At 46.1% G+C, this 21791-nt stretch carries 14 protein-coding genes; 9 read left to right on the forward strand and 5 right to left on the reverse strand.

The genetic code is table 11. From position 1 onward, the window contains the following. Positions 1–140 precede the first annotated feature (140 nt). From alaS to OU814_RS08415, 4 genes are all read left to right on the forward strand, one after another. Entirely contained in the window at positions 141–2765 is a 2625-nt protein-coding gene (alaS, locus tag OU814_RS08400) for an alanine--tRNA ligase (protein WP_268181880.1), read from the forward strand. 197 nt (positions 2766–2962) lie between these two features. Continuing rightward, positions 2963–3625, forward strand: coding sequence for a DUF924 family protein (locus OU814_RS08405; RefSeq protein ID WP_268181882.1), 663 nt, complete (start codon positions 2963–2965; stop codon positions 3623–3625). A 483-nt stretch (positions 3626–4108) separates the two neighbouring features. After that, positions 4109–5350 (forward strand): hypothetical protein, encoded by a 1242-nt coding sequence (locus OU814_RS08410; RefSeq protein ID WP_268181884.1) that lies wholly within the window; start codon positions 4109–4111, stop codon positions 5348–5350. 54 nt (positions 5351–5404) lie between these two features. Then, positions 5405–6712, forward strand: a complete 1308-nt coding sequence (locus tag OU814_RS08415; protein ID WP_268181886.1) for a hypothetical protein — start codon at positions 5405–5407, stop codon at positions 6710–6712. On the opposite strand, the gene OU814_RS08420 is transcribed toward OU814_RS08415, so the two are convergent. The 3 genes from OU814_RS08420 to OU814_RS08430 all read right to left on the reverse strand — a co-directional run bounded on the left by OU814_RS08420 (position 6691) and on the right by OU814_RS08430 (position 11759). Beyond that, positions 6691–7293, reverse strand: a complete 603-nt coding sequence (locus OU814_RS08420; protein WP_017289343.1) for an NAD(P)H-dependent oxidoreductase — start codon at positions 7291–7293, stop codon at positions 6691–6693. The genes OU814_RS08415 and OU814_RS08420 overlap by 22 nt on opposite strands. Positions 7294–7398: 105 nt before the next feature. Continuing rightward, positions 7399–10116 carry a PAS domain S-box protein gene (locus tag OU814_RS08425; protein ID WP_268181888.1) on the reverse strand — a complete coding sequence of 906 codons (2718 nt, stop codon included), beginning with the start codon at positions 10114–10116 and terminating at the stop codon, positions 7399–7401. 182 nt (positions 10117–10298) lie between these two features. Continuing rightward, a complete protein-coding gene (locus tag OU814_RS08430; protein WP_268181891.1) occupies positions 10299–11759 on the reverse strand; it encodes a leucyl aminopeptidase in 1461 nt (486 codons plus the stop codon). Between the two features lie 189 nt (positions 11760–11948). Between OU814_RS08430 and OU814_RS08435 the strand changes: the two genes are divergently transcribed. From OU814_RS08435 to OU814_RS08450, 4 genes are all read left to right on the forward strand, one after another. Next, positions 11949–14156 (forward strand): transglycosylase SLT domain-containing protein, encoded by a 2208-nt coding sequence (locus OU814_RS08435; RefSeq protein WP_017289339.1) that lies wholly within the window; start codon positions 11949–11951, stop codon positions 14154–14156. 259 nt (positions 14157–14415) lie between these two features. Next, entirely contained in the window at positions 14416–15417 is a 1002-nt protein-coding gene (locus OU814_RS08440; RefSeq protein WP_017289338.1) for a multicopper oxidase domain-containing protein, read from the forward strand. 121 nt (positions 15418–15538) lie between these two features. Next, entirely contained in the window at positions 15539–16540 is a 1002-nt protein-coding gene (locus OU814_RS08445; RefSeq protein ID WP_017289337.1) for a helix-hairpin-helix domain-containing protein, read from the forward strand. Between the two features lie 82 nt (positions 16541–16622). Beyond that, positions 16623–17567, forward strand: a complete 945-nt coding sequence (locus OU814_RS08450) for an FTR1 family iron permease (protein WP_268181894.1) — start codon at positions 16623–16625, stop codon at positions 17565–17567. Between the two features lie 86 nt (positions 17568–17653). Here OU814_RS08450 and OU814_RS08455 read toward each other — a convergent pair whose 3' ends face one another. Both OU814_RS08455 and OU814_RS08460 read right to left on the reverse strand, forming a co-directional pair. Next, positions 17654–18583 (reverse strand): patatin-like phospholipase family protein, encoded by a 930-nt coding sequence (locus OU814_RS08455; protein WP_268181896.1) that lies wholly within the window; start codon positions 18581–18583, stop codon positions 17654–17656. 236 nt (positions 18584–18819) lie between these two features. Beyond that, positions 18820–21117, reverse strand: a complete 2298-nt coding sequence (locus OU814_RS08460; RefSeq protein ID WP_268181898.1) for a glycoside hydrolase family 31 protein — start codon at positions 21115–21117, stop codon at positions 18820–18822. Between the two features lie 149 nt (positions 21118–21266). Here OU814_RS08460 and OU814_RS08465 point away from each other — a divergent pair, with 149 nt between their 5' ends. Beyond that, positions 21267–21767 carry an orange carotenoid protein N-terminal domain-containing protein gene (locus tag OU814_RS08465; protein ID WP_268181900.1) on the forward strand — a complete coding sequence of 167 codons (501 nt, stop codon included), beginning with the start codon at positions 21267–21269 and terminating at the stop codon, positions 21765–21767. The last annotated feature ends 24 nt before the right edge of the window (positions 21768–21791 follow it).

A 21791-nucleotide genomic window follows, 5' to 3' on the forward strand; every position in this document is an offset into this window, starting at 1 on the left:
TTATTGACATTGCAGCATTCGGAGAAACGGGAAGAAGGCGATCGTTAACCTGGCTGCCAGTTTCCCTAGATTGCTAATCAAGTCAATCAACCTGCGGCAAGATAAGATAAATATCGCACTTATCAATTTTTTGGACTTCAATGGCTACTCCTCTCAGCGGCGCTCAAATTCGGCAAACATTTCTTGATTTCTTTGCACAGCGCGGACATCAACCGTTGCCTAGTGCGTCGCTTGTGCCTGAAGATCCAACCGTTCTGTTAACGATCGCGGGAATGCTTCCCTTCAAACCGATTTTTCTGGGTCAGCAAAAATCGGAATTTCCGCGGGCAACGACCTCTCAAAAGTGTATTCGGACAAATGATATTGAGAATGTCGGACGGACGGCTCGACATCACACCTTCTTTGAGATGTTGGGAAACTTTAGCTTTGGAGATTACTTCAAGTCGCAAGCGATCGCTTGGGCATGGGAGTTATCAACGAAAACGTTCGGCTTGCCTCCGGAGCGGATTGTCGTCAGCGTGTTTGAGGAAGACGACGAAGCCTTTGCAATCTGGCGAGATGAAGTCGGAATTCCCGCTCACCGGATTCAGCGCATGGGTGCGAAAGATAATTTCTGGAATTCAGGACCCACAGGACCCTGTGGTCCTTGCTCAGAGTTATATTACGACTTTCATCCAGAATTGGGAGACGACCACATCGATCTCGAAGACGACTCTCGATTTATTGAGTATTACAACCTGGTTTTCATGCAATATAACCAGGACATTGATGGAAACTTAACGCCACTCCAGCATAAGAACATTGATACTGGAATGGGCTTAGAGCGGATGGCACAGATTTTGCAGAAAGTGCCGAACAACTACGAAACGGATTTGATTTTCCCGATCGTTCAAACTGCCGCAAAGATCGCTGGCATTGACTACTCAACCGCAGATGAATCAACAAAAGTCTCGCTCAAAGTCATTGGGGATCACATTCGAGCAGTCGTGCATATGATTGCAGACGGCATCACGGCATCGAATGAAGGGCGGGGCTATGTGCTGCGGCGATTAATCCGGCGGGTCGTTCGACAAGGGCGATTGATCGGCATTGATCGAGATTTTACAACTGATGTTGCCGAAACTGCGATCGCGCTTTCTGAATCGGCTTATCCGAATGTCCGGATGAAAGAAACGGTTGTGAAATCGGAACTCAAGATCGAAGAAGAACGGTTCCGTAAAACGCTCGATCGCGGCGAAAAACTACTCGAAGAAATTCTGAACCGAGAAACCAAGCAAATCTCTGGCAAAGATGCGTTTGAGCTATACGATACTTACGGCTTCCCGGTGGAACTCACAGAAGAAGTCGCGATCGAGAAAGGCTTAACGGTCGATATGAAAGGCTTTGAAGCTGAAATGCAAGCCCAACGCCAACGCGGTCGCGATGCTCACAAAACCATTGATTTAACCGTTCAAGGAACCTTAGATACCTTAGCTGAAAACTTACAAGGCACTGAGTTTCTAGGCTACAAGCAACCTTCTACTCAAGCTGAAATTCAACTCTTGTTAGTCAATGGTGAACCTGTTGATCGAGTCGAAGCGGGTACAGACGTTCAGGTGATCTTAAATCAGACTCCGTTCTATGCAGAATCGGGCGGACAGATTGGCGATCGCGGTTATCTCTCTGGCGAGGATCTGGTGATTCGAGTCGAAGATGTGAAAAAAGAATCGGCTTTCTTTGTTCACTTTGGACGAGTCGAGCGTGGCACAGTTCGATCTGGCGATAAAGTCACGGCGCAAATTGATCTCTCGTGTCGTCGTCGAGCGGCTGCAAATCACTCTGCAACGCACCTACTTCAAGCGGCACTGCGGAAGATTGTCGATGAAGGCATTTCTCAAGCTGGATCGCTAGTAGACTTCGATCGCTTAAGATTCGATTTCAACTATTCCAAGCCACTCACCTCAGAGCAAATTCAGCAAATTGAAGAACAGATCAATACCTGGATTGCAGAAGGTCATCAAGCTGAGATTGCAGTCATGCCGATTGCCGATGCTAAAGCAAAAGGTGCGATCGCAATGTTTGGTGAAAAGTATGGCGATGAAGTTCGTGTCATCGATTTTCCTGGCGTTTCAATGGAACTTTGTGGCGGAACTCACGTTGCGAACACCGCTGAAATTGGACTCTTCAAAGTCGTGTCTGAAACAGGCGTTGCAGCGGGGATTCGTCGAATTGAAGCAATCTCTGGAGCATCGGTACTGGAATATTTGAATGTTCGAGACAGTGTGGTCAAAGATTTGAGCGATCGCTTTAAGTCGAAGCCTGAAGAGATTCCCGATCGCATTACTGCCTTACAAACCGAGCTTAAAAACACTCAGAAGCAACTCGAAGCTGTCAAGGGACAATTAGCGATCGCCAAAGCTGATCAACTTCTGGCTGAAGTTGAAACGGTTGGTGACTTTAAAGTGCTCGTTTCTCAGTTAGAAGCTGTTGATCCCGCTTCTTTACAAAAAGCAGCCGAGCAATTGTTGCAGAAGATGGGTGAAGGAGCAGTCGTTTTAGGATCTGTCCCAGAAGCCGGAAAAGTCAGCTTTGTGGCTGCCTTTAGTCCGGCTGTTGTCAAGCAGGGAATGCAAGCTGGAAAATTAGTCGGCGCGATCGCGAAAATCTGCGGTGGCGGTGGCGGCGGTCGTCCAAATCTTGCACAAGCAGGTGGACGAGATGCAAGTAAGTTATCCGAAGCTTTGACAGAAGCAAAGAATCAACTGAAAGCTGGATTAGTCAAGTAGAGTAACATTGGTTTTTCACGAGGGAAACGATTGAGTCATTGCATTTCGACTTTGCTCAACGCTCAAAATCCGAGGGATGTGTGAGTTGAGTGAAGTCGAAATCCAGACCCAACCAAGGAACACAACTCAATCACTATGCTCCTGAAGGGGAAGCGTTCAAGGTACAATTTAACCCCAATAGTTCAAGCAGGTAGAACATGAACCAGCCTACATCAATGCATCAAGTTCTGAACTACTGGTTTGAATACTGTCCCTCGAATGCCGTTCTTGCTCAGTTACCGAATCTAAACGACTCCTTCGATCGTTGGTTTGGGGGCAAAGAAGACGATATACAGCAATCCCTGTGGGATTCAGTATCGCCGGAGACAGAAACCTGGACGGATACACTTGAGGGACAACTCGCCAGAGTAATCCTCTACGATCAAATTACTAGAGGTTGCTTTCGGCGAACTGCAAAAGCATTTGCTTTTGATGAGCAAGCACTTTTTTGGGCGAATCGTTTTCTCGAATCTACCCCTCTGGGTGACATGGGCTTAGCTTCTCCGATTTGTCTGAGTCATCAATTTATGGTTCTCATTTGCCTGAGCCATTCAGAAAACAAAGAAACTCAGGAACGCTCTCTGCACTTAAGTCAGCAGTTTGCCCAAGAAGTACTGACTCAGAACTGGTTGAGTGAGAAGGTCAAGCAGCAACTCGCTCAAGTTAATCCTGAAGCACAACAACACCATAAAGTCATTCAGCACTTCGGCAGATTTCCACATCGTAATCGCGCATTAAATCGACAATCAACCCCCGAAGAAGAGCAGTTTTTACAAGGTAATTTACCCCAGTGGATGTATAGTCAACAACAGTCACTATAATTGCTGATTTTCTGCCGAAATAATTGTTTCTTTTCTTACAAAAACGAATCAGTATTCTCCTCGATTTGTACCATTGTTTAATAGCTTGCGTCTTTAATTTAACCTTTTAGAGAAACATTTTTTGCCTCTTCAAGGGCAAGCCTGATGTGATTGTTATTATTCTACTTTGCGGTATCACATACTAAGTGTCCTAATAGTCTTCAGGCTTTACAAAGTCTGAAGACTAATGCTAGAAAGTTTCTATAACTACATAGTGTATCTACCTAAATCAAGCCTATTCGATAGCTCACTTCGTTCAAGTGAGTATAGGGGGCTTAAATAGCAATTTTCTACCGTCATTTTCTACTGCTGCTCTAGAGGCTAAAGCACTCAGGCTATAGTTTCGTTGCAACGTGAAGCGATCTCTAACGTCAGAAGCAATGGAAGCAGTTCGATCGATTGGATTGCTTCAACAGTCTTATCCCTAACGACACGACAGCACTTATGGAAGTAAAGGATTTAACACAATGTCCTGTCAAGGACATTGTGAATGTGTATCTGTCTAAATCTGCGATGAATCGATCGAAAGATCCTCGGCAAAATCGCCTTTTCTATTCCATGTCTCCCGTTGGTCATCGTTTTCTAGAAAACATTGATTCAGAAGATCCTCAGTTTGAAGCGATTTCTTCGCTAGCAAAACAGGTTTCTAAAGTCCTTGAGAGCAACTGTAAACAGGGGTTTGAAAATCGCCTCAAAGCTTACTGGGCATCGAATCCACCAGCTTATCCTGTTTGCTCGATTCGAGATTCTGCTTTTGGTGCGGTCTTGGATGAAGTTTGGTTTGCGTTTTTTGCTAGAGCCTGCCCTAACCCCGATCTTGTAGTCAAAGCGGCTCATAACATCTTGATGGTCGTCAAGAACAGGGAAACAGTTGATATAAAATCTAGGCGAAATGCGATCGCATTAGTGGCTGATGCTGTGAAGCTAGGACTCAACCCTCAATTAGAGTTGCAGGAAATAGAGTTGCAGGAAACTTTTACTAACATTCATGAGGTGATCTTTGCACTCATTGTTTCGAGTGTGGATGAACTGAGCGAGGGCTTTGCACATACGGTGATTGCTCTCGCAAAACATGCCTCAATGCCGACTGATCTGGACGAGTTTGCACTTGCTTTTTATGAGGCATTGCGTCTATATCCGTTATTCACGCGATCGACAAGACCTAGCAATGATAGTACCTGTCTATACAGCCTCAATTACGTAAACTATCACCGTCGAACTGATATCTTTGGCAAAGATGCGCTTCAATACAATTGGCAGCGCTGGCAAGCTAAAAACTGGCTTGGACAAACGTTTATTTTTGGTGTTGCCAGCAATCGATCCTGTCCGGGACGCGGCAGCGCGATCGAGATGGTTCCAAGAATGGTTCAAGTTTGGATGCAGACTTACCAAACGCAGAGCTACATTCGCCACACCAGAAATTTACCCTGTGGCGGGCTTGCGATCGTAACTCCAATCGGTAAACGTGTGCCTTGGTTCTTATCCTGGCTGCATTTTGGGGCATGGATTTATTCACATGCAAGCTTTTGCTTGATTCAAAGAGCTTGGGTTAACCATCAAAATGCTAAAGCTTCCAACAAACGCCGTGAAGCCGATCGCTATTATGCATCGCTCAAGGCTTTGCGAATTCCAGCAGCAGCTTCACACGGTTCGGTTCAACCCTCTCGTTTATCCGCAAAGAGCTAGGTCTTTTGCACGAGGTTATTGTCAAACTGAACATTATTTAGGTGCCGTCGAACCATGCAAGTCACTGTAGCAACCAATCAAGGTGTATCAGAAACTCTAGCGAGCCTCTCTCAATTCAATACAAAGTGGGGAGAGCATTGGCCTTTTATTGCAGAGCATCGCCTGATTTCAGCCTGCGATCGCCAATTTGTCAGAGATCAACTGCCGCAAATTTTAGCCGCAGAGGCAGATCCAAGAGCCGCGATCAATTCGTTCTTGCAAGACTTTCATCCTGACATCACGGATAATCCCAACCAATTAGCGGCTTATCTTGCCCTGCTGACCTATTTAGCATTAGGATTTCGTCGCCCTTATATCGAAAAAGATCCTGAAAAGCTAGCAGCCACCCCAATCGTCAGTGAGCAGTCAATTCAATTTCCAGAAAAGCTATCGACGCTCTGGACAGTCGTCGCAAATCGCTTGGGAATTGAAGCATCTACCTCGCTCACCGCGCTGGTTTACTGCAACTTTTCCTGTAACCTATCCGATCTGCCGATTTATACCGATCCGTTGGAGGAACTTCACAATATCGATCGCTTAATTCTGCATCAGCGAACTCGGTTAGCACAATCTGCGATGCAGTTTTGCAATCACGAGAATGTTCAGCATCGACAGATGTATTGCGAATTTCTCAAGATATTTCTGTACTCTGAAATTGTGGGTCGGCGAATTTGTGCCTGGGCTGAAGCAGCCCTGAACGCTTTCGTCACACATCAATCTCCTGAAAGAGTGGCAGATTGTTTAGCGGTGATGATTCGATGGTCGATCGAAGCGTTGACGCAGCACTTAGAAGCAAACCAAGACATCCCTAAAGAAGCACTCGCGATCGCTCAATTTACTCCTGCAATTAAGCTTTCAGAACGTAAAAGCACGCCTGGTGTCACAGGATTTTTGGTTCCTTTTCTGGATGAGTTTTTCGGCTTTACGTCTGAGTCAAGCCCGTACCTGGAGAAAGTAAGAGCATCCCGCTCTTTTCTCCTACCGGAACTGGCTGCAATCTTAGAGTCTTGTCAGACACATGCTCCATTTGACACAATTTGTGCTCAAATGCCGCCTGCACAAAAAGCGCAACTCGAATCCCTAAAACTTACCTTATGGGAAGTGATGAAGGAATGGCGCATTTTTCATCGCAATCAAGTGGGTCGATTTCTAGCAAAAGGTGTGGAATCTCAACACACTACACCCAGACTCAAGACCTTTCTCCGCAATTTTATTCAAAACATGAATGAACGGATGCGAGCATTCGAGGCAGAGCAAAAATCCGAAGCCTATTCTCTGAACTATGGCAGTCAGGGCAAAGCTCATGAGGCAGACCATTTGTGAATCGTTTTCTGAATCTGCGAACAAAATCGCTCAACTTTTTCTTGAGTCAGCGACTCGGCTTCGTAGCAGGTCAACATTCCAAACCGACACCTAGGAGCACACATGCCCAAAATTGCCATCTTGAGCACCCGTTTCACAGGTTGCCACAACAGGAGGTAATCAACCCACCAAGGCGAATTGAGCGATGTAATCGCAAGCGCTCTCTGAAGGTTGTGAAGTTTTGGCTGGAGTAAACCACCCGGCTGAGGCGCATGGTCGAAAGCAAGACCCGGTGACCACACTCGATCAAACCAACCTTTGAGAATGGCAGGTAGACTAAACCACCAGGTTGGAAAGACAAGCACAACTGCTTCAGCAGCAAGCAACCGTTCAACCTGTGGCTGAACAGTCGTTGCATCGAACGGAGGCTGAAAATAGCTTTGACGTTCACTGCTCGTGATCACTGGAGAGAAGCTGTTTTGATAGAGATCCTCGATTTCGACTTCGTGACCTGCGGCAGTGAGTGCCGCGATCGCAGAATGTGCCATGGTGTAGCACAAGCTATCTGGAAGCGGATGAGCAATGACAACAAGACATTTCATAGCAAAGTTAATTGATAGAACTTGGAGTTTGCATCGTACGCTGATGAAGAAAATCTCAGCAGCTTCTTCACTTCAATGTCATCACCCTACTTGGGCGCATCCAATCTACTGTTGAGGGCGGATTTGGTGGATCGGAATCTGAATCACAAATTCAGTCCCGTGATCAGGAGTAGAGTGACAAATGATCTGCCCACGATGCTTTTCAGTCACAATTTGATAACTAATCGACATGCCCATCCCTGTTCCTTGACCGATCGGTTTAGTTGTAAAAAATGGGTCAAAAATTTGTGCCTGAATCGATTCTGGAATTCCAATCCCATTATCTGCAAAGCGGATAATCGCTTGCTGATCCTCGGTGACTGCCGTAGTAATCTGAATGGTCGCAGGATGAGATGGAATTCGCGATCGCTTCTCTTCCACAGCATCGATCGCATTGGTGAGAATATTCATAAACACTTGGTTGAGTTGTCCAGCAAAGCATTCAATGAGGGGAAGTGCCCCATAATTTTTGATGACTTCAATTTCAGAGTCACTTTGCCTTGATTTGAGACGATTTTGTAGAATCATCAACGTACTCTCAATCCCATCATGAAGATTGACAGGCTTAAATTCGGACTCGTCCAACCGAGAAAACAAACGCAGTGATTTCACAATTTCTCGAATTCGCTCAGTGCCAACCTGCATCGAGTCTAAAAGCTTAGGTAAATCGTGGCGAACAAAATCGAGATCTAGGTCTTCGATTTTCTCTGAGATTGCATCCGTCGATTCGGGGTAGCTTTGCTGATAGAGCGTCACAAGCTCTAATAAACCGCGAGCGTATTCATCCACATAATTCACATTGCCATGAATGAAGTTGACCGGATTATTGATCTCATGAGCAATTCCTGCGACCAACTGCCCCAAACTCGACATTTTTTCACTCTGAATCATCTGGGCTTGAGTTTGCCGTAGCTCTTTCAAGGTTGCTTGGAGTGTCTTGCTCTTGCTCCGACTTTGCTCATAGAGATCGGCTTGATTAATTGCGATCGCGAGTTGATCGGCAACTGCCTGAACTAGCTCAACTTCTCGATCTGTCCAGGTATGCTGCTGTTGCTGATGGTCACAGAGAATCATGCCGATCTGTTCCCGTTGAGTTTGAATGGGAACACAGAGCCGTGACTGAACTCCCGATGCCATCAGAGAGGCTCGATGGCTCGGTTCTTGATAGCTCTCGGCTTGATCAATGCGAATTGTATCTAGGTGGGGGATAATTTCATCCGTTGAGCCAATGAGATCAGGTGAACAGGAACCCACCAAACTCGATTGATGATGAGATTGATCAGCGACAACCTTCCAAACCGCAGGCGTTACGCTTGGATCGTACCAAGTAAAGGCGCACCAATCGACTTGGAGTAATGTGTAAAGCTCCTGAATCGTAGTTTCGAGAATACTGTTCACATCGAGTGAATTCCGGATCTGATTCGTTAACCGATTGATCAAGGCTTGACGTTCCGCATACTCTCTGAGTGCAGCTTCGGCAGTATTCCGCTCCATTTCTACGCCAACTCTTGCCGCAAAAAGTTGCAAAATAGATTGAGCGGTTTCCACATTCTCGGCGAAATGTCGCGTATCGATGACCCCGATCGTGCCGATCGCTTGACCTTGAGAATCGGTAATCGCTGCACCGAGATAGCTTTCAGCCTGTAAAGTCGCGAGATTGGGGTCATCTGGAAATTGAGTTTGCAGCGATTCTAGAAAGAGACCCACTTTGTTCTGCAACACATATTCGCAAGGTGTTTTTGCCAGGTTAAAAGTATAAGGCTCTGCAAAGACTTGCCCTGTCCAGAACACCAGCATGTCACACTGAGAATAAGTTTGATCAGTACACTGAGTAATAAAAGCGTACTGCGTTTGAAAAATCTCACTCAGCGATCGCACACAACTGCGAAAGAACTCGTCTCCCGTTTTTGACACGGTTTCTTCCACAATAAAGCGAAGTGCCGCTTGCTGCTGTTTGGAGGCATGAATATCTCGGATAATGCCTTGCACAGACGTGATTTTTCCGTCTGCATCTTGAATCGGAACCATGTTGATCGATGACCATAGCCAGTTCCCTTGTTGGTACTGTCGCCGAAACTCAATACCTGAATGTTTTTTGCCTGTTTCAACCGCTTGTTGACTTGCCATGAGACATCCAGGCAGATCGTCAGGATGAGCAAGTGGAGCAAACGATCGACCCACCCACTTGTCTGGCGAATGACCGTACAGGGTATAGAAACCGGGAGAGAGGTAAGTAATCGTACCGTCTAGAGTCCAGGTTGTGATTAAATCATTCGCATTTTCAACTAAATGACGGAATTTTGCTTCACTTTTTGCCAGAGTGGCATAAGCTTGCTGTTGTTCCATGTCTGTTTGGATGCGATCGCTGATGTCGATAGCACTGATCAGGACTTGATCAATCTGTTCGTCTTGATTTTTCAGGGGATTGATCGTGATCTGCCACCAACTTTTCTGTCCATTGCGATCGAAGCTTTGTTCAAAAGTAATCGGCTGATTTGAGTGAATACACTGCCAACAACAGTCGTGATAGATTCGGGTAGTTTCTGTTGGTAGAGCTTCGTTGAGAGTTTGACCAATTAAATGCTCGATGTCAACCGAACTCATCGCAGCAAATTTTGAATTTGCTGCGACGTAGCGAAATGTTTGTTCTTGCTTTAAGACTTCTAGCAGAGCAAGCCCATAACTTACTCCTTCCCAAAGATGGTTTAGAAGTTGAAGTGGATTTTGTTTCAGACCGATGGGAAAACGATGTAACTCCAAGAGCCTGTAATTGACATCTGCCATAAGTAAGAGAAAGGAAGTTTCACCCAGAATTCCCTTCTTGAGAAAAGAGTTGAACTTTTCTCAAGAATTCTTGTCCGGGGGGAGAACTTAAGTCATGCTCTTACATCAAGTAATGTTTTTAACTCAGTACGAATCTTGGTAATTTGTGAGATGAACTGAGTCATCTCACAAATTACGATCGCTTAACTCATCACCCAATCAACGAGCAATCTCACTCCATATCCAGTCGCGCCTGCTCCGTTGTAGCCATTCTCTTTATCTGCCCAAACGGGACCTGCTACATCTAAATGCGCCCAAGGCGTATCTTTGACAAATTGCTTCAGAAAGATTGCGGCGGAGATAGCACCACCAGCACGCGCACCCGTGTTTTTCATATCTGCAATGCCCGACTTCATACTCTCGAAGTACTTCTCTTCCATCGGCATCCGCCACAGTTTTTCACCGGACTCTCCACTGGCTTTGAGCAGCTGATCTGCGAGTTCATCGTTCGGACTCCACAAGCCCGCAATGTTATCACCCAAAGCAATCACACAAGCTCCGGTCAACGTTGCGAGATCGACGATCGCGTCTACTTCCAGTTTCTCGGTATATACCAATGCGTCTGCAAGGGTTAATCGTCCTTCTGCGTCGGTGTTATTGATCTCGATCGTTTTGCCATTTGAGGCGGTGAGAATGTCGCCTGGGTGAATGGCTCGCCCGCTGATCATATTTTCAGTGACGGCAGTAATAAAATGCACTTCGACATCGGGTTTGAGTTGAGCGATCGCTTTTGCGGCTCCTAAGGTTGCGCCTGCTCCTCCCATATCGGTTTTCATCATTTCGATGCCGCTGCCAGCCCCTTTAATATTCAAACCGCCCGAATCGAAGGTCAGTCCTTTACCGATAATTGCCAGTTTTCGTCTCGGTGTACCTTGCGGCTTATAGGTCAGATGGATAAATTTGGGTGGCAAATCAGAAGCTTGAGCAACGCCAAGAAATGCGCCCATGCCGAGTTTTTCACAATCCTCTTTTTCGAGAATTTGAATTTCTAAACCATGCTCATTCGCGATCGCTAACGCCGTTTCTGCCATCGTGATCGGCGTAACGTAATTTGCAGGAGCCGCAACGAGTTCACGGGCTAGGAATACACCCGAACAGATTTGGCGAGCTGTTTGAATCGCTGCTTCTTGACCTACCAAACCGAGCAGTTCGACGGATTCGATTTTGCCATTTTGATCCGGCTCTGATTTGAAGCGCACATCTTTATACAGCGCAAGTTCGAGTCCTTCTACGATCGCTTGCGTCGTCGCTGCTGCATCCTCAACGGTCGGGAAACTGAGTGCAAGCGTTTTACACCGTTCGCGCTTTGCCAATTTTGCAACCGATGCAGCCGCTTGGCGGAGCTTTTCTAATTTCAGATCGTCAGGGTTGCCGAGTCCAACTAATAGAATCTTACGGATAGACCTGCCTGCGATACGAGTTGAGGCAGTATTGCCTGATTTTCCCTTAAATTCTACCTCTGCGATTAATTCTGCGATCGCACCGGACAATTTTTGATCGAGCGCAGCGACATCGCCAGATAATTCTGCGCCTTCAAATAACGCGATCGCTAGACCATCTCCTGACCAATCGAGGAGCGACGTTCCCGTGACTGTTACGTTCATATCTATCCCTAAACTGTGGGTTCTTAATGTCTGATATTCAGTATCGATCAAAACGCTCGAAACCGTCGCGAAATGTCATACGTAATACTTTCATGGAATGTGCTGATTTATTCCTCATCTTCGGTGAATCTTTGCTATAACTGCTTAGAGTTCTGCGTAGATCTGCCCCCTTTTCCAGGAAGAGTTTGAATGCTGAAGCAACTGTTGAAAGAGCGGCGTTTTTGGTTGATGTTAGCGGGTGGCGCGGGTGCGATCGGGTTGATTGCAGGAGCGTTATTACCCGTTGAGAAACTCAAAGAAGCGTCTCAAGCACCGAATGGCTTGATGGGATCGCTCCAGTCGTTTCAGGGACAATCTGAGGGGAGCGGAATCGGCACACCGAGCCAAGTCATCAGTCCTTTGGTGACAAAGCCCGCAGGAGAACGGACAGACGCTTTAAAGTTTGCTGCCGATCGGTCGAGCACGATGCTAGAGCGCAATCGCGCCCGCTATTTGTTAGCAACAGATTTTATTTCACAAAAGCAAGGCGATAAAGCGCTAGAGCAGTTAAAAGATTTAGAGCAAAATTATCCAGTTTTGGCAGCGCAGATTGGGGTGAAACGTGCTCAGGCATATGAAGTCGCAGGCAAACGCCAAGAAGCGGCTCAGGCATGGCAAGCAGTCGTGAAAAAATACCCGAAAGAGCCTGCCACGGTAGAAGCTCTCTTTGAGTTAGGCAAAAAAGATCCTCAATATTGGAATCAAGCGATCGCTCAATTTCCCTCTCATCCGAGAACCGTTGAGATTGCTAAAACGCTTTTGAAGAAAAATCCGAAACAGCTTCCATTGCTGATGCTGGTTGCGAAATATGGCATCACCAGCGACGGGTATACGGCATTAATGGATAAATTGGTTGCCGAGTTTGGTAGCCAGTTAAAGCCTGAAGATTGGGACGCGATCGCATTTGGATACTGGGAAAATCAAGTGTATGACAAAGGTGCGATCGCGTATTCGCGCGCGCCTCAAACTCCCTTAACGGCTTATCGATCTGCGAGAGGATTACATCTCAGCGGCAAGCCGGGGGGAGAGCAACGCTACCGCCAAATGATTCAACAATTTCCGCAGTCGGATGAAGCTGGATTAGCCTTGACTCGGTTGGCTCAGTTAGCAGAAACGCCGCAAACCGCAATCGCTTATTTGGATCAAATTGCTCAGAATTTTCCCGATCGTGCGCCGACTGCCTTAGTTGAGAAGTCAAAACTCCTCGACAAAATGAAAAGCGAAAAGACAGCTGCTCAAGTTCGTCAGTTGGTTTTGACTCAATATGCTCAATCCGATGCTGCCGCAGAAATGCGCTGGACTTATGCTCAGCAAGCTGCCAAAGCAGGCAATATCAAACTGGCAAAACAGTGGGCAGAGCCAGTTCTGACGAACAATCCGACCAGTGAAGTTGCCGCTGAAGCTGGATTCTGGGCGGGTAAATGGGCACAAAAATTGGGCGACAATGATCAAGCAGCCCAACTGTTTCAGAAAGTGCTCAGTGAGCATTATGAGTCTTATTATGCTTGGCGATCGGCTGCAATTTTGGGCTGGAATGTCGGCGACTTCAATACGGTACGATCGCTGAATCCAAAAGTAGAAAAACCTAGTCTCCGAGCCGAATTACCAGCCGGATCTCCAGCGCTAAAAGAACTTTATCAGTTAGGTCAAGAACGCGATGCTTGGTCGCATTGGCAGATTGAATTTCGGAATCGAGTTCAACCTTCGATCGCCGAACAGTTTACCGATGGTGTGATGCGATTGGGTGTGGGCGAAAATCTAGACGGACTGTATATGATTGGGAGTCTGCGCGATCGCGAAAAAGCAGAAGAAAAAGCTCAGTATGAACAATTGAGAAAACAGCCTGCGTATTGGCAAGCACTGTATCCTTTTCCGTTTGTGAATTACATTGAAAACTGGTCACAGCAACGGCAAATGAATCCGATGCTCGTGACAGCTTTGATTCGGCAAGAGTCCCGATTTGAGCCAGATATCAAATCGAGTGTGGGTGCTGTGGGATTGATGCAGGTGATGCCTGAGACGGGAGCTTTCATTGCAAATAATATCAAGGTGAAAGAGTACAAACTCAGTGATCCTGAAACGAGTATTCAGTTTGGAACCTGGTATTTGGATCATACGCATTTGGAGTACAACAACAATTCGATGCTAGCCGTAGCAAGCTATAATGCTGGGCCTGGTGCAGTTGCAGGCTGGCTTGGCAAAGCAAAATCGCAAGATCCAGATGAGTTTGTTGAAGCGATTCCTTATCCTGAAACCTATGGATATGTGAAAGCAGTGCTCGGTAACTATTGGAACTATTTGCGGCTGTACAATCCTGAAATTTCTCAGAAAGTTGCTCAGGTAAAACGCGATCGATAGAAATAGATTTGCTTTGGTTAAAGTCTACTCCAGTGATCCCGTTCAGTCTCCCGAATCAGTCCGCTTGACTTGATTCGGGATCAAATTTGATCGGCATCAAAAGTTGACTGCAAGCACGTTAGAAATCCGAAAGGCTGAGCTTTTCACAAACATTACTGACAATAATTATTAATACACTTGATTCTAGATCCAGAATAATTGATAATTTTGAGCGACGAAGTTTGAGCGATCGACTTCTCGTTTATTCTCAAAATCTGCGATGCCAGCTTCTAATCTTTTTCAACATTTAAGCCGACGACAATTGATCCAATTAGGGCTGTTATCCGGTGTAGGACTCGCTGGCTCAGCTTTTGGAATCAACCTGCTCGCTCAGTCAAAAAACCGTCAAAACGTGATTGTTCCACCGTTTGACATTCCTCAAACTAAAGATGCAGCGAATCCGGCGGCTGTTCTGCGCGATTTTGATTACGGCACAGTCACTCAGGAAAATGGGCGAACGGTTAGAGAATTTCGAGTCGAAGCCCGCACCTCGGCGCTGCAACTCAATCAATCCACGTCTTTTGTCACTTGGAATCTGAATGGACGAGTTCCAGGCCCAACCTTTCGGGCAACGCAAGGCGATCGCATTCGCGTGATTTTCTACAACAAAGCCGGGCACTCGCATTCACTTCACTTTCACGGAGTCCACTCGGCTGAGATGGATGGTGTAAAACCTGTCAAACACAATGCTGTTCAGATCTACGAATTTGACGCAGAGCCATTTGGCGTGCATCTTTATCACTGTCATATCGAGCCAATCTCGCGACATGTAGGCAAAGGTCTATACGGCATGTTCATTGTTGATCCTCCGACTCCGCGACCGCCTGCCGATGAAATCGTGTTGATCATGGCAGGCTATGACGTCAATGACGATCGTAAAAACGAGCTTTTTGCTTTCAATGGCTTGCCGGATTACTACATGAAACATCCAATTCCTATCCAGCAAGATCAACTGATTCGGCTCTATGTCTTGAATCTCATCGAATTCGATCCAGTTGCAACGTTTCATCTCCATGCCAATATGTTCCGGGTCTATCGCACAGGACGCACCTTAGAACCGAGTGAAGAAACCGATGTGATTACGATGGGAACCGCAGAACGGCACATTTTAGAGTTTAGTTTTCATCACACGGGCAAATTTATGTTCCATCCGCATCAAGACTACATCGCGGAATCTGGCTGCATGGGCGCGTTTGAGGTGATTGCGAATTCAAAAGCTTAGCTGAACTTAATAATCACATTATTGACAAAGATTCTACTTAAGCTACACAATGACTAAATTCAATCCCTGAGATAGGTTTTTTCCTATAAAACGATCTCTTTCTGTCTTCATCAACACCATCATGCTGAAACAACTTAAATTCCTTGCTTATTTCCTATGCGCTCTAGGATTGAGTGTGCTCATCGCCTGTAGTTCTCAGACTGCGAACAATACAAGCTCTGCTCCTACAACAACGACAACCGCGAGCCAGCCTGCACATGGCGGCAGAAAGATTAACATTAACAGTGCGATCTTGTCCGAGCTAGATAAGCTAGAAGCAAAGCTCGGTGTTCCTGCGCTTTCTAATAAAATCCAAGCAAGTCGTCCCTATGGAAAAACGGAAGAGTTAGTTGCTAAAAATGTGATCAATCAAGCTCAGTTTGATCAAATCAAAGACATGGTGACGATCGAGGATATTAAACTCGAAGGTGAAGCCAGAGATGTTGATTACATGACGAAGCTCGGTTTGATGAAAGGGCATCTCTATGTTGCAAAAGAGCTACTTGACCTGCAAAAGCCGGATCAAGCAGAACCTCATATTGGGCATCCTGTCGAAGAGATTTATGCCGATGTGGAAGAGCAATTGAACGATCGCAAAGTTCCAGAATTCAAAGATCCGCTGATTGCACTGCAAGATGAAGTCAAGGCAGGTGCAAAAAATGCGAGTAAAGTTGCTTCTGGCTATGATACTTCGATCAAGGCAATTGATACCGCCATCAATGCGTTACCCGAATCGCAACGTCAAAATCCTGCCTTTGTCTTGCAAGTGATCAATGGATTATTAGATACTGCAAACTCAGAGTATGGAGCCGCGATCGCAAACAATAAAATTACTCAAGTGATTGAATACCAGGATTCGCGCGGCTTTGTGCTTTATGCAAATGAACTCTATAAGGGCATTTCTGATGCAATGCTGAAGACGCAGCCGGACGCTCATCAAGTCATTTCAACGAAAATGGCTGAACTGACCACAACCTGGGCAGCAGTTACACCTCCTGCAACTCCTGCTAAAACCAGTGATCAGGTTTCAGCGCTCGTCAAAGAGATTGAGGGCAACACTCAAAAGGTAGCCAAGGCTTCTTAAAAGCTAAATTCTATATGTGGCAAGGAGTCAGAGTTCTTGTAAAACTCTGACTCCTAAGGATTGAATGTTATTTGGAGTGATTATGGATCTGAGTTCTGCAATCCCTACCTTTGTGATTACCCTACGTGAAGGTGTTGAAGCTGCTTTAATTGTTGGCATTGTTTTGGCATACCTGAATAAAGCGAATCGACGGAATTTGAAAGGTTGGGTTTGGGCTGGCGTTGGTGTTGGGCTGGCTGCAAGTGGAATGATTGGAGTGTTATTTGGATGGATTGTAGAACAGGCAGGCACAGCAGGAGTTTCGATCGAGCAATTTTTAGAAGCCAGTTTTAGTGTGCTTGCGATCGCTTGTTTGAGTTGGATGCTGATTTGGATGACTCGGAATGCCCGATCGCTGAAGCAGGATGTGGAAGGTGCGATCGCATCAACCATCAAACAAGATGCTCAAGCAGGTTGGGGGATCTTTGGACTGATCTTTTTTGCCGTTGTGCGAGAAGGATTTGAAACCGTTTTATTTATTGCAGGGAAGTTTCAGCAGGGAGTCGTTCCAACTCTAGGAGCATTGGCTGGTATCGGGTTTGCCACTGGTATTGGAGCACTGCTGTTTCGATATGGAGTTCGGTTAGATGTCCGCAAGTTCTTTATGGTTATGGGCATCTTACTGTTGATGATTGTCTCTGGCTTAGTTGTCACAGCACTGGGACATTTTGATGCTGGCATGAACGCATTAGCTCAAGTCGATCGCAAATCGGCTTCGCTTTGTTTTTACTATGAACGATTTGCGAAACCTCAAGATCGAGATTGTGTTTTAGGTCCAATGGTGTGGAATTTCAGCAAGATCATGCCTGCTGAACAGTTTCCAGGCTCAATTTTGAGCGCATTGTTGGGGTATACCGATCGCTTGTATTTGGTTCAAGCGATCGCATATTTCGTCTTTTTAATTACAGTTGGCGGAGCCTATTTTCAATCGCTGTTAGGACGATCGCTGTTTCCTCTACGCCGTAAACCTACTAATTCATCCCAATAAATCTGATAGAGAGAACCCACCTCCAACTTGCTCTCCACTCCCCACACTCAATACACGTAACGACTAGACCCCGAAAATTTCGCTGCCTACAGAATGCTACACAGTCTCTGAATGTCATCTTGATGCTCTTTGAGCAAGGTAGCAGCTTCAGCTTTCAGGGCTGCCATGTTTTCATCGCTCACATTATCCATCTCATCTACTGCCTTATCAAGCCAGGTTTGCAGGCGGTAATAATTTCCTTCTAGTAGTAGGCTCATTTGATAGTTGGCTGCATCGCAGACTCCATCAAACACACAACTCAGCAAGGGGTTGAGCCACTCGACGATTCCCCAATCTTTTGCTTGATGGTACGGAATCGGTCGATTTAGCTCACCTGTTCCCAAAGAAACGACTAGAAAATCTTTCTCATCTGGGAAAATCCTTAAAGCTTCAACATATGCAGACACCGACGGCGTATTGATGAAAATGCCGCCATCAATCAGCACTCTATCTTTGTTTTCGATAGACATGTTCACAGGCGCAAAATAAGTCGGAGCCGCCGAAGTTGCACGTGCAGCATCAACCGATTTAATGGATTGATGTCCGGGTCGCCAGCTTTTTAGAAAGAGGGGTTCACGATTTTGAATATCATATGCAGTGACTACCGTTTTGGTCAGACATGAGCCGAGCCGAGCCGAGCCAAAGTAGTTTGCCAGGACTGTATCAATGCCTTCTCTGGGATATTTTTCGTCTGCTAGACCACACAGGGTAGAAACATCTTGCCACACTGATTTAGGGAAAATGTTTTTTCCTTCTTGCTCGTAGAGCTGGATCAGATCTTTGGCGGAATACTGAGGATTTCCCTGTCCGTCGTCTTGGCTCAATGCTAGAGCTAAAATTCCACCAGTTGAAGTGCCAGCAATTAAGTCAAAAATTTCTGAAGTCGGCTTGCCAATTTTTTGCTCTAATTCTGCGAGAACCAGCGCAGGAATAATTCCCCGGATTCCACCACCATCAATGCTCAGAATTTTTTTCATCTGTCCCCTGAAATCGCTGAGTTCGATTATCTAAACAATTAAGTTCAGCGTTCCCCGGTTGTATGGTTCGATCGTCAGCAGATTTTTGATTTTGAGCAGAAATGGATTTGTGTCGGTTACATAGCGACTTGAAGTAATGGTTTTGTCTTGGGTAACGATAACTCATTGCAACGCATTGCAATGAGTTTTAAGTGAGACATTGCTACTGAGTAAAAGAATTACAATTCAGCTTGTTGTTAGGTATGGGAATGAAAATCCAATTGTTTCGCACTGCCATCTTCTGAAATCGATTGTTCGCCCACTCCGACCATTTCGACCAGCATTGTGCGATCGCGAACGGCGTGACTCGGCTGAATTTTGACGATCGTATCGTTCACCTGAAAAGTAGTCGTTCGATAGTCTGGATTCAGCGATCGACCATCATCTTCGTACAGCGTAAACTCTCCTACACCTGGATAAATCCGGACTTTCAGTTGAGCGATCGGATGTTCATCCACATACTGCATCACTGGTTGCATGGGAATAATTGCTCCTGCTTTGACATACATCGGCATCCTTTCTAGTGGAGCATGAGCCAAGATATGTTGGTTGCCCTCATACTTTTCACCTGTCCACCAATCAAACCAAGTTCCTTCGGGTAAGTAAACTGCTCGATACTCCACGCCAGGACGATAAACGGGAGCCGCCATGAGATGCGAACCGAGGAGTAATTGATCATGCAGATGGTAGGTTTTTGAATCATTCGGATATTCATAAAGCAGAGGTCGAAGGATCGGTGCGCCTGTCTGAGAAGATTGCCAAAACAAGGTATAGAGGTAAGGTAGCAATTGATAACGGAGTTCGATATATTCGCGGCAAATGGCTTCAACTCGTTCTCCAAATACCCACGGTTCGTGTTGTGCAGTAGTTAGCGAAGAATGCCCGCGCATCAATGGATAAAACATTCCGATTTGCATCCACCGGGCAAAAAGTTCTCCGGTTGCATTGCCAGCAAATCCCCCAATATCCGAACCCACAAAGCTCACGCCAGAGAGTCCCAAATTCATCAGCATCGGCAATGACATTTCGAGGTGTTCCCACAGCGATTGATTGTCTCCTGTCCATACAGCCGACCAGCGCTGAATTCCAGCAAAACCAGAGCGAGTTAGCACAAACGATCGCTGATCTCGAAGCTGTCTTAATCCTTCTGCTGAAGCTCTTGCCATGTTATAGCCATACAGATTATGCGTTTCTGCGTGAGTTCCCCCTTCTCCAGGATTGCCTTGAGGCGCATCCATGGGAAAAGGAATATGGACTCCTTCATCACCGAAAGGTCGATCGGTGAGCGCAGGTTCATTCATATCATTCCAAATGCCTTCGACTCCGACCTCTGTGAGAGTACGCTGCCATTCTCCCCACCATTGCCTGACTTCAGCCCGTAAGAAATCCGGAAAGACAGCTTTATCAGGCCATACATACCCATACACTAAGCTGCCATCTGCATTTCTAACAAAGCAATCTTTTGCTAAGCCTTCGTGATAGGGAAGATAGTCTCCATCTGGTTCATACTTCACGCCTGGATCAACGATCGTGACGGTTTTAAAGCCTTCTTGTTTAAGCTGTTGGATCAACTTGGCTGGATCAGGAAACCGCTTTGGACTCCAAGTAAACACTCGATATCCATTCATATAATCGATATCGAAATGAATCACATCACAGGGGATTTTGCGCGATCGAAATTCATGCGCGATTTGCTGCACAACTTCAGCCGTTTCATAGCTCCATCGACATTGATGATAGCCAAGTGCCCATTTTGGCGGCAAAGGCATCCGTCCGGTTAAAGCGGTATACGTTTCTAAAATTTGGGCTGGAGCATCACCGTGAATCACGTAGTAGTCTAATTCTTGACTTTGAGCTTGCATTCGCCATATTCCTGGCTCAGACGCACCTAAATCAAATTGGCTGAGGTGTGTAATGTTGAGAAAGATGCCATAGGTAAGCTGCGGACGGAGTGCGATGAAGAATGGAATAGCTTGGTACATTTCATCGTCGATCGCGTCGTAATCTAGCGCATCTTTTGTCCAATTGGTCTTGACTTCAGATCGCTTATCTAACAGTCCCGCTCTCTCTCCGAATCCATAGAAATGCTCTTCTGTTTCAATCCGCTTCCAGCAGGCAATTTGACCCATTCGCCAGCCCATGTCTGTATCATGCGCGAAGGGTTGCCCAGATTGATCAAACCATTGAATCCGACAGGGCGATCGCTGAATCACGACTCGAATTTGAGAGGTTCTAATCTCGTTTTCTTCTAGCTCAAATGGTACTTGCTCCCATTCTTCATCGGGTCGATTGACTGCCCACGATCGCCTTGGAAGAAATTCACCTTGGGGTGCAAGTTGAACTCGAACGAGGTTAGCAGCTAGAATTGTGAGCCTTAGCTTTGCTGTGCCACAAGTGAGAATCACTCCGCGATCGTGCTTTTCAATGTGATCGACGTTTCCTAAGGAAATCCAAGGCTGTCGGGTGGTCGGGAGCTTTCCAAAAACTTGAGGCATAAGTCGAAAGGCTGAAACATCGCTTTCTACAGTGCTGAGGATTCCGGGATCATGCCTCTGTCTCCAGTTAGGTTAAAACGTCTGTCTCGCGCAAGTCGAGCGAGTTTGTTCGCTTTGTTACGGTTTTGAGGTCGAATGAGAATTATTTTATGTCTTACGTGACTTCAAACACTGCTAGTGATTTAGTCGAAGCATTTCAGGGCTTAGATGCGGATACACAGCTTGCATTGTTCTATTTTATCTACAAGGAAATGGGCGGAGCGGTTACGCCTGCTGCTCCTGGAGCAAGTACTGTTTCTCCCGCGATCGCAGAAGGATTGTTTAATCAAGTCAAAGACCTGCCTCGTGAAGAACAATTAAACGTCCAGCGTGATCTGATCGCTCGTCGAAATACTCAACTGACTCGGGAATACGGTGCAGTGGGAGATACAACAAAATTGCTGTTCTGGTATCTCTTAGCGCAGGGAATGGACAATGGAACAATCATTTCGATGCCAGCAGATTATCAGCTTGCTCAAGAAGCACAGCAATTGCTCGATCGCGTAAAAGCAATGGAATTCGAGCAGCAAATTACTTTCTTCCGGAACTATGTTGCACCGATGGGCGTTGACCCGAATGCTGTTGAACACGATTCTGAAACCGGATTGTAACTAGCTGCATTTCGACTTCGCTTC

It is taken from the genome of Leptolyngbya sp. GGD, assembly GCF_026735145.1.
GTDB lineage: Bacteria > Cyanobacteriota > Cyanobacteriia > Leptolyngbyales > Leptolyngbyaceae > Leptolyngbya > Leptolyngbya boryana.

Coding starts and splice junctions, on each gene's coding strand:
- OU814_RS08405 (WP_268181882.1), top strand. CDS start 2,963: ATGAACCAGCCTACATCAATGCATCAAGTTCTGAACTACTGGTTTGAA.
- OU814_RS08450 (WP_268181894.1), top strand. CDS start 16,623: ATGGATCTGAGTTCTGCAATCCCTACCTTTGTGATTACCCTACGTGAA.
- OU814_RS08410 (WP_268181884.1), top strand. CDS start 4,109: ATGGAAGTAAAGGATTTAACACAATGTCCTGTCAAGGACATTGTGAAT.
- OU814_RS08465 (WP_268181900.1), top strand. CDS start 21,267: ATGTCTTACGTGACTTCAAACACTGCTAGTGATTTAGTCGAAGCATTT.
- OU814_RS08440 (WP_017289338.1), top strand. CDS start 14,416: ATGCCAGCTTCTAATCTTTTTCAACATTTAAGCCGACGACAATTGATC.
- OU814_RS08460 (WP_268181898.1), bottom strand. CDS start 21,117: ATGCCTCAAGTTTTTGGAAAGCTCCCGACCACCCGACAGCCTTGGATT.
- OU814_RS08415 (WP_268181886.1), top strand. CDS start 5,405: ATGCAAGTCACTGTAGCAACCAATCAAGGTGTATCAGAAACTCTAGCG.
- OU814_RS08420 (WP_017289343.1), bottom strand. CDS start 7,293: ATGAAATGTCTTGTTGTCATTGCTCATCCGCTTCCAGATAGCTTGTGC.
- OU814_RS08430 (WP_268181891.1), bottom strand. CDS start 11,759: ATGAACGTAACAGTCACGGGAACGTCGCTCCTCGATTGGTCAGGAGAT.
- alaS (WP_268181880.1), top strand. CDS start 141: ATGGCTACTCCTCTCAGCGGCGCTCAAATTCGGCAAACATTTCTTGAT.
- OU814_RS08445 (WP_017289337.1), top strand. CDS start 15,539: ATGCTGAAACAACTTAAATTCCTTGCTTATTTCCTATGCGCTCTAGGA.
- OU814_RS08425 (WP_268181888.1), bottom strand. CDS start 10,116: ATGGCAGATGTCAATTACAGGCTCTTGGAGTTACATCGTTTTCCCATC.
- OU814_RS08455 (WP_268181896.1), bottom strand. CDS start 18,583: ATGAAAAAAATTCTGAGCATTGATGGTGGTGGAATCCGGGGAATTATT.
- OU814_RS08435 (WP_017289339.1), top strand. CDS start 11,949: ATGCTGAAGCAACTGTTGAAAGAGCGGCGTTTTTGGTTGATGTTAGCG.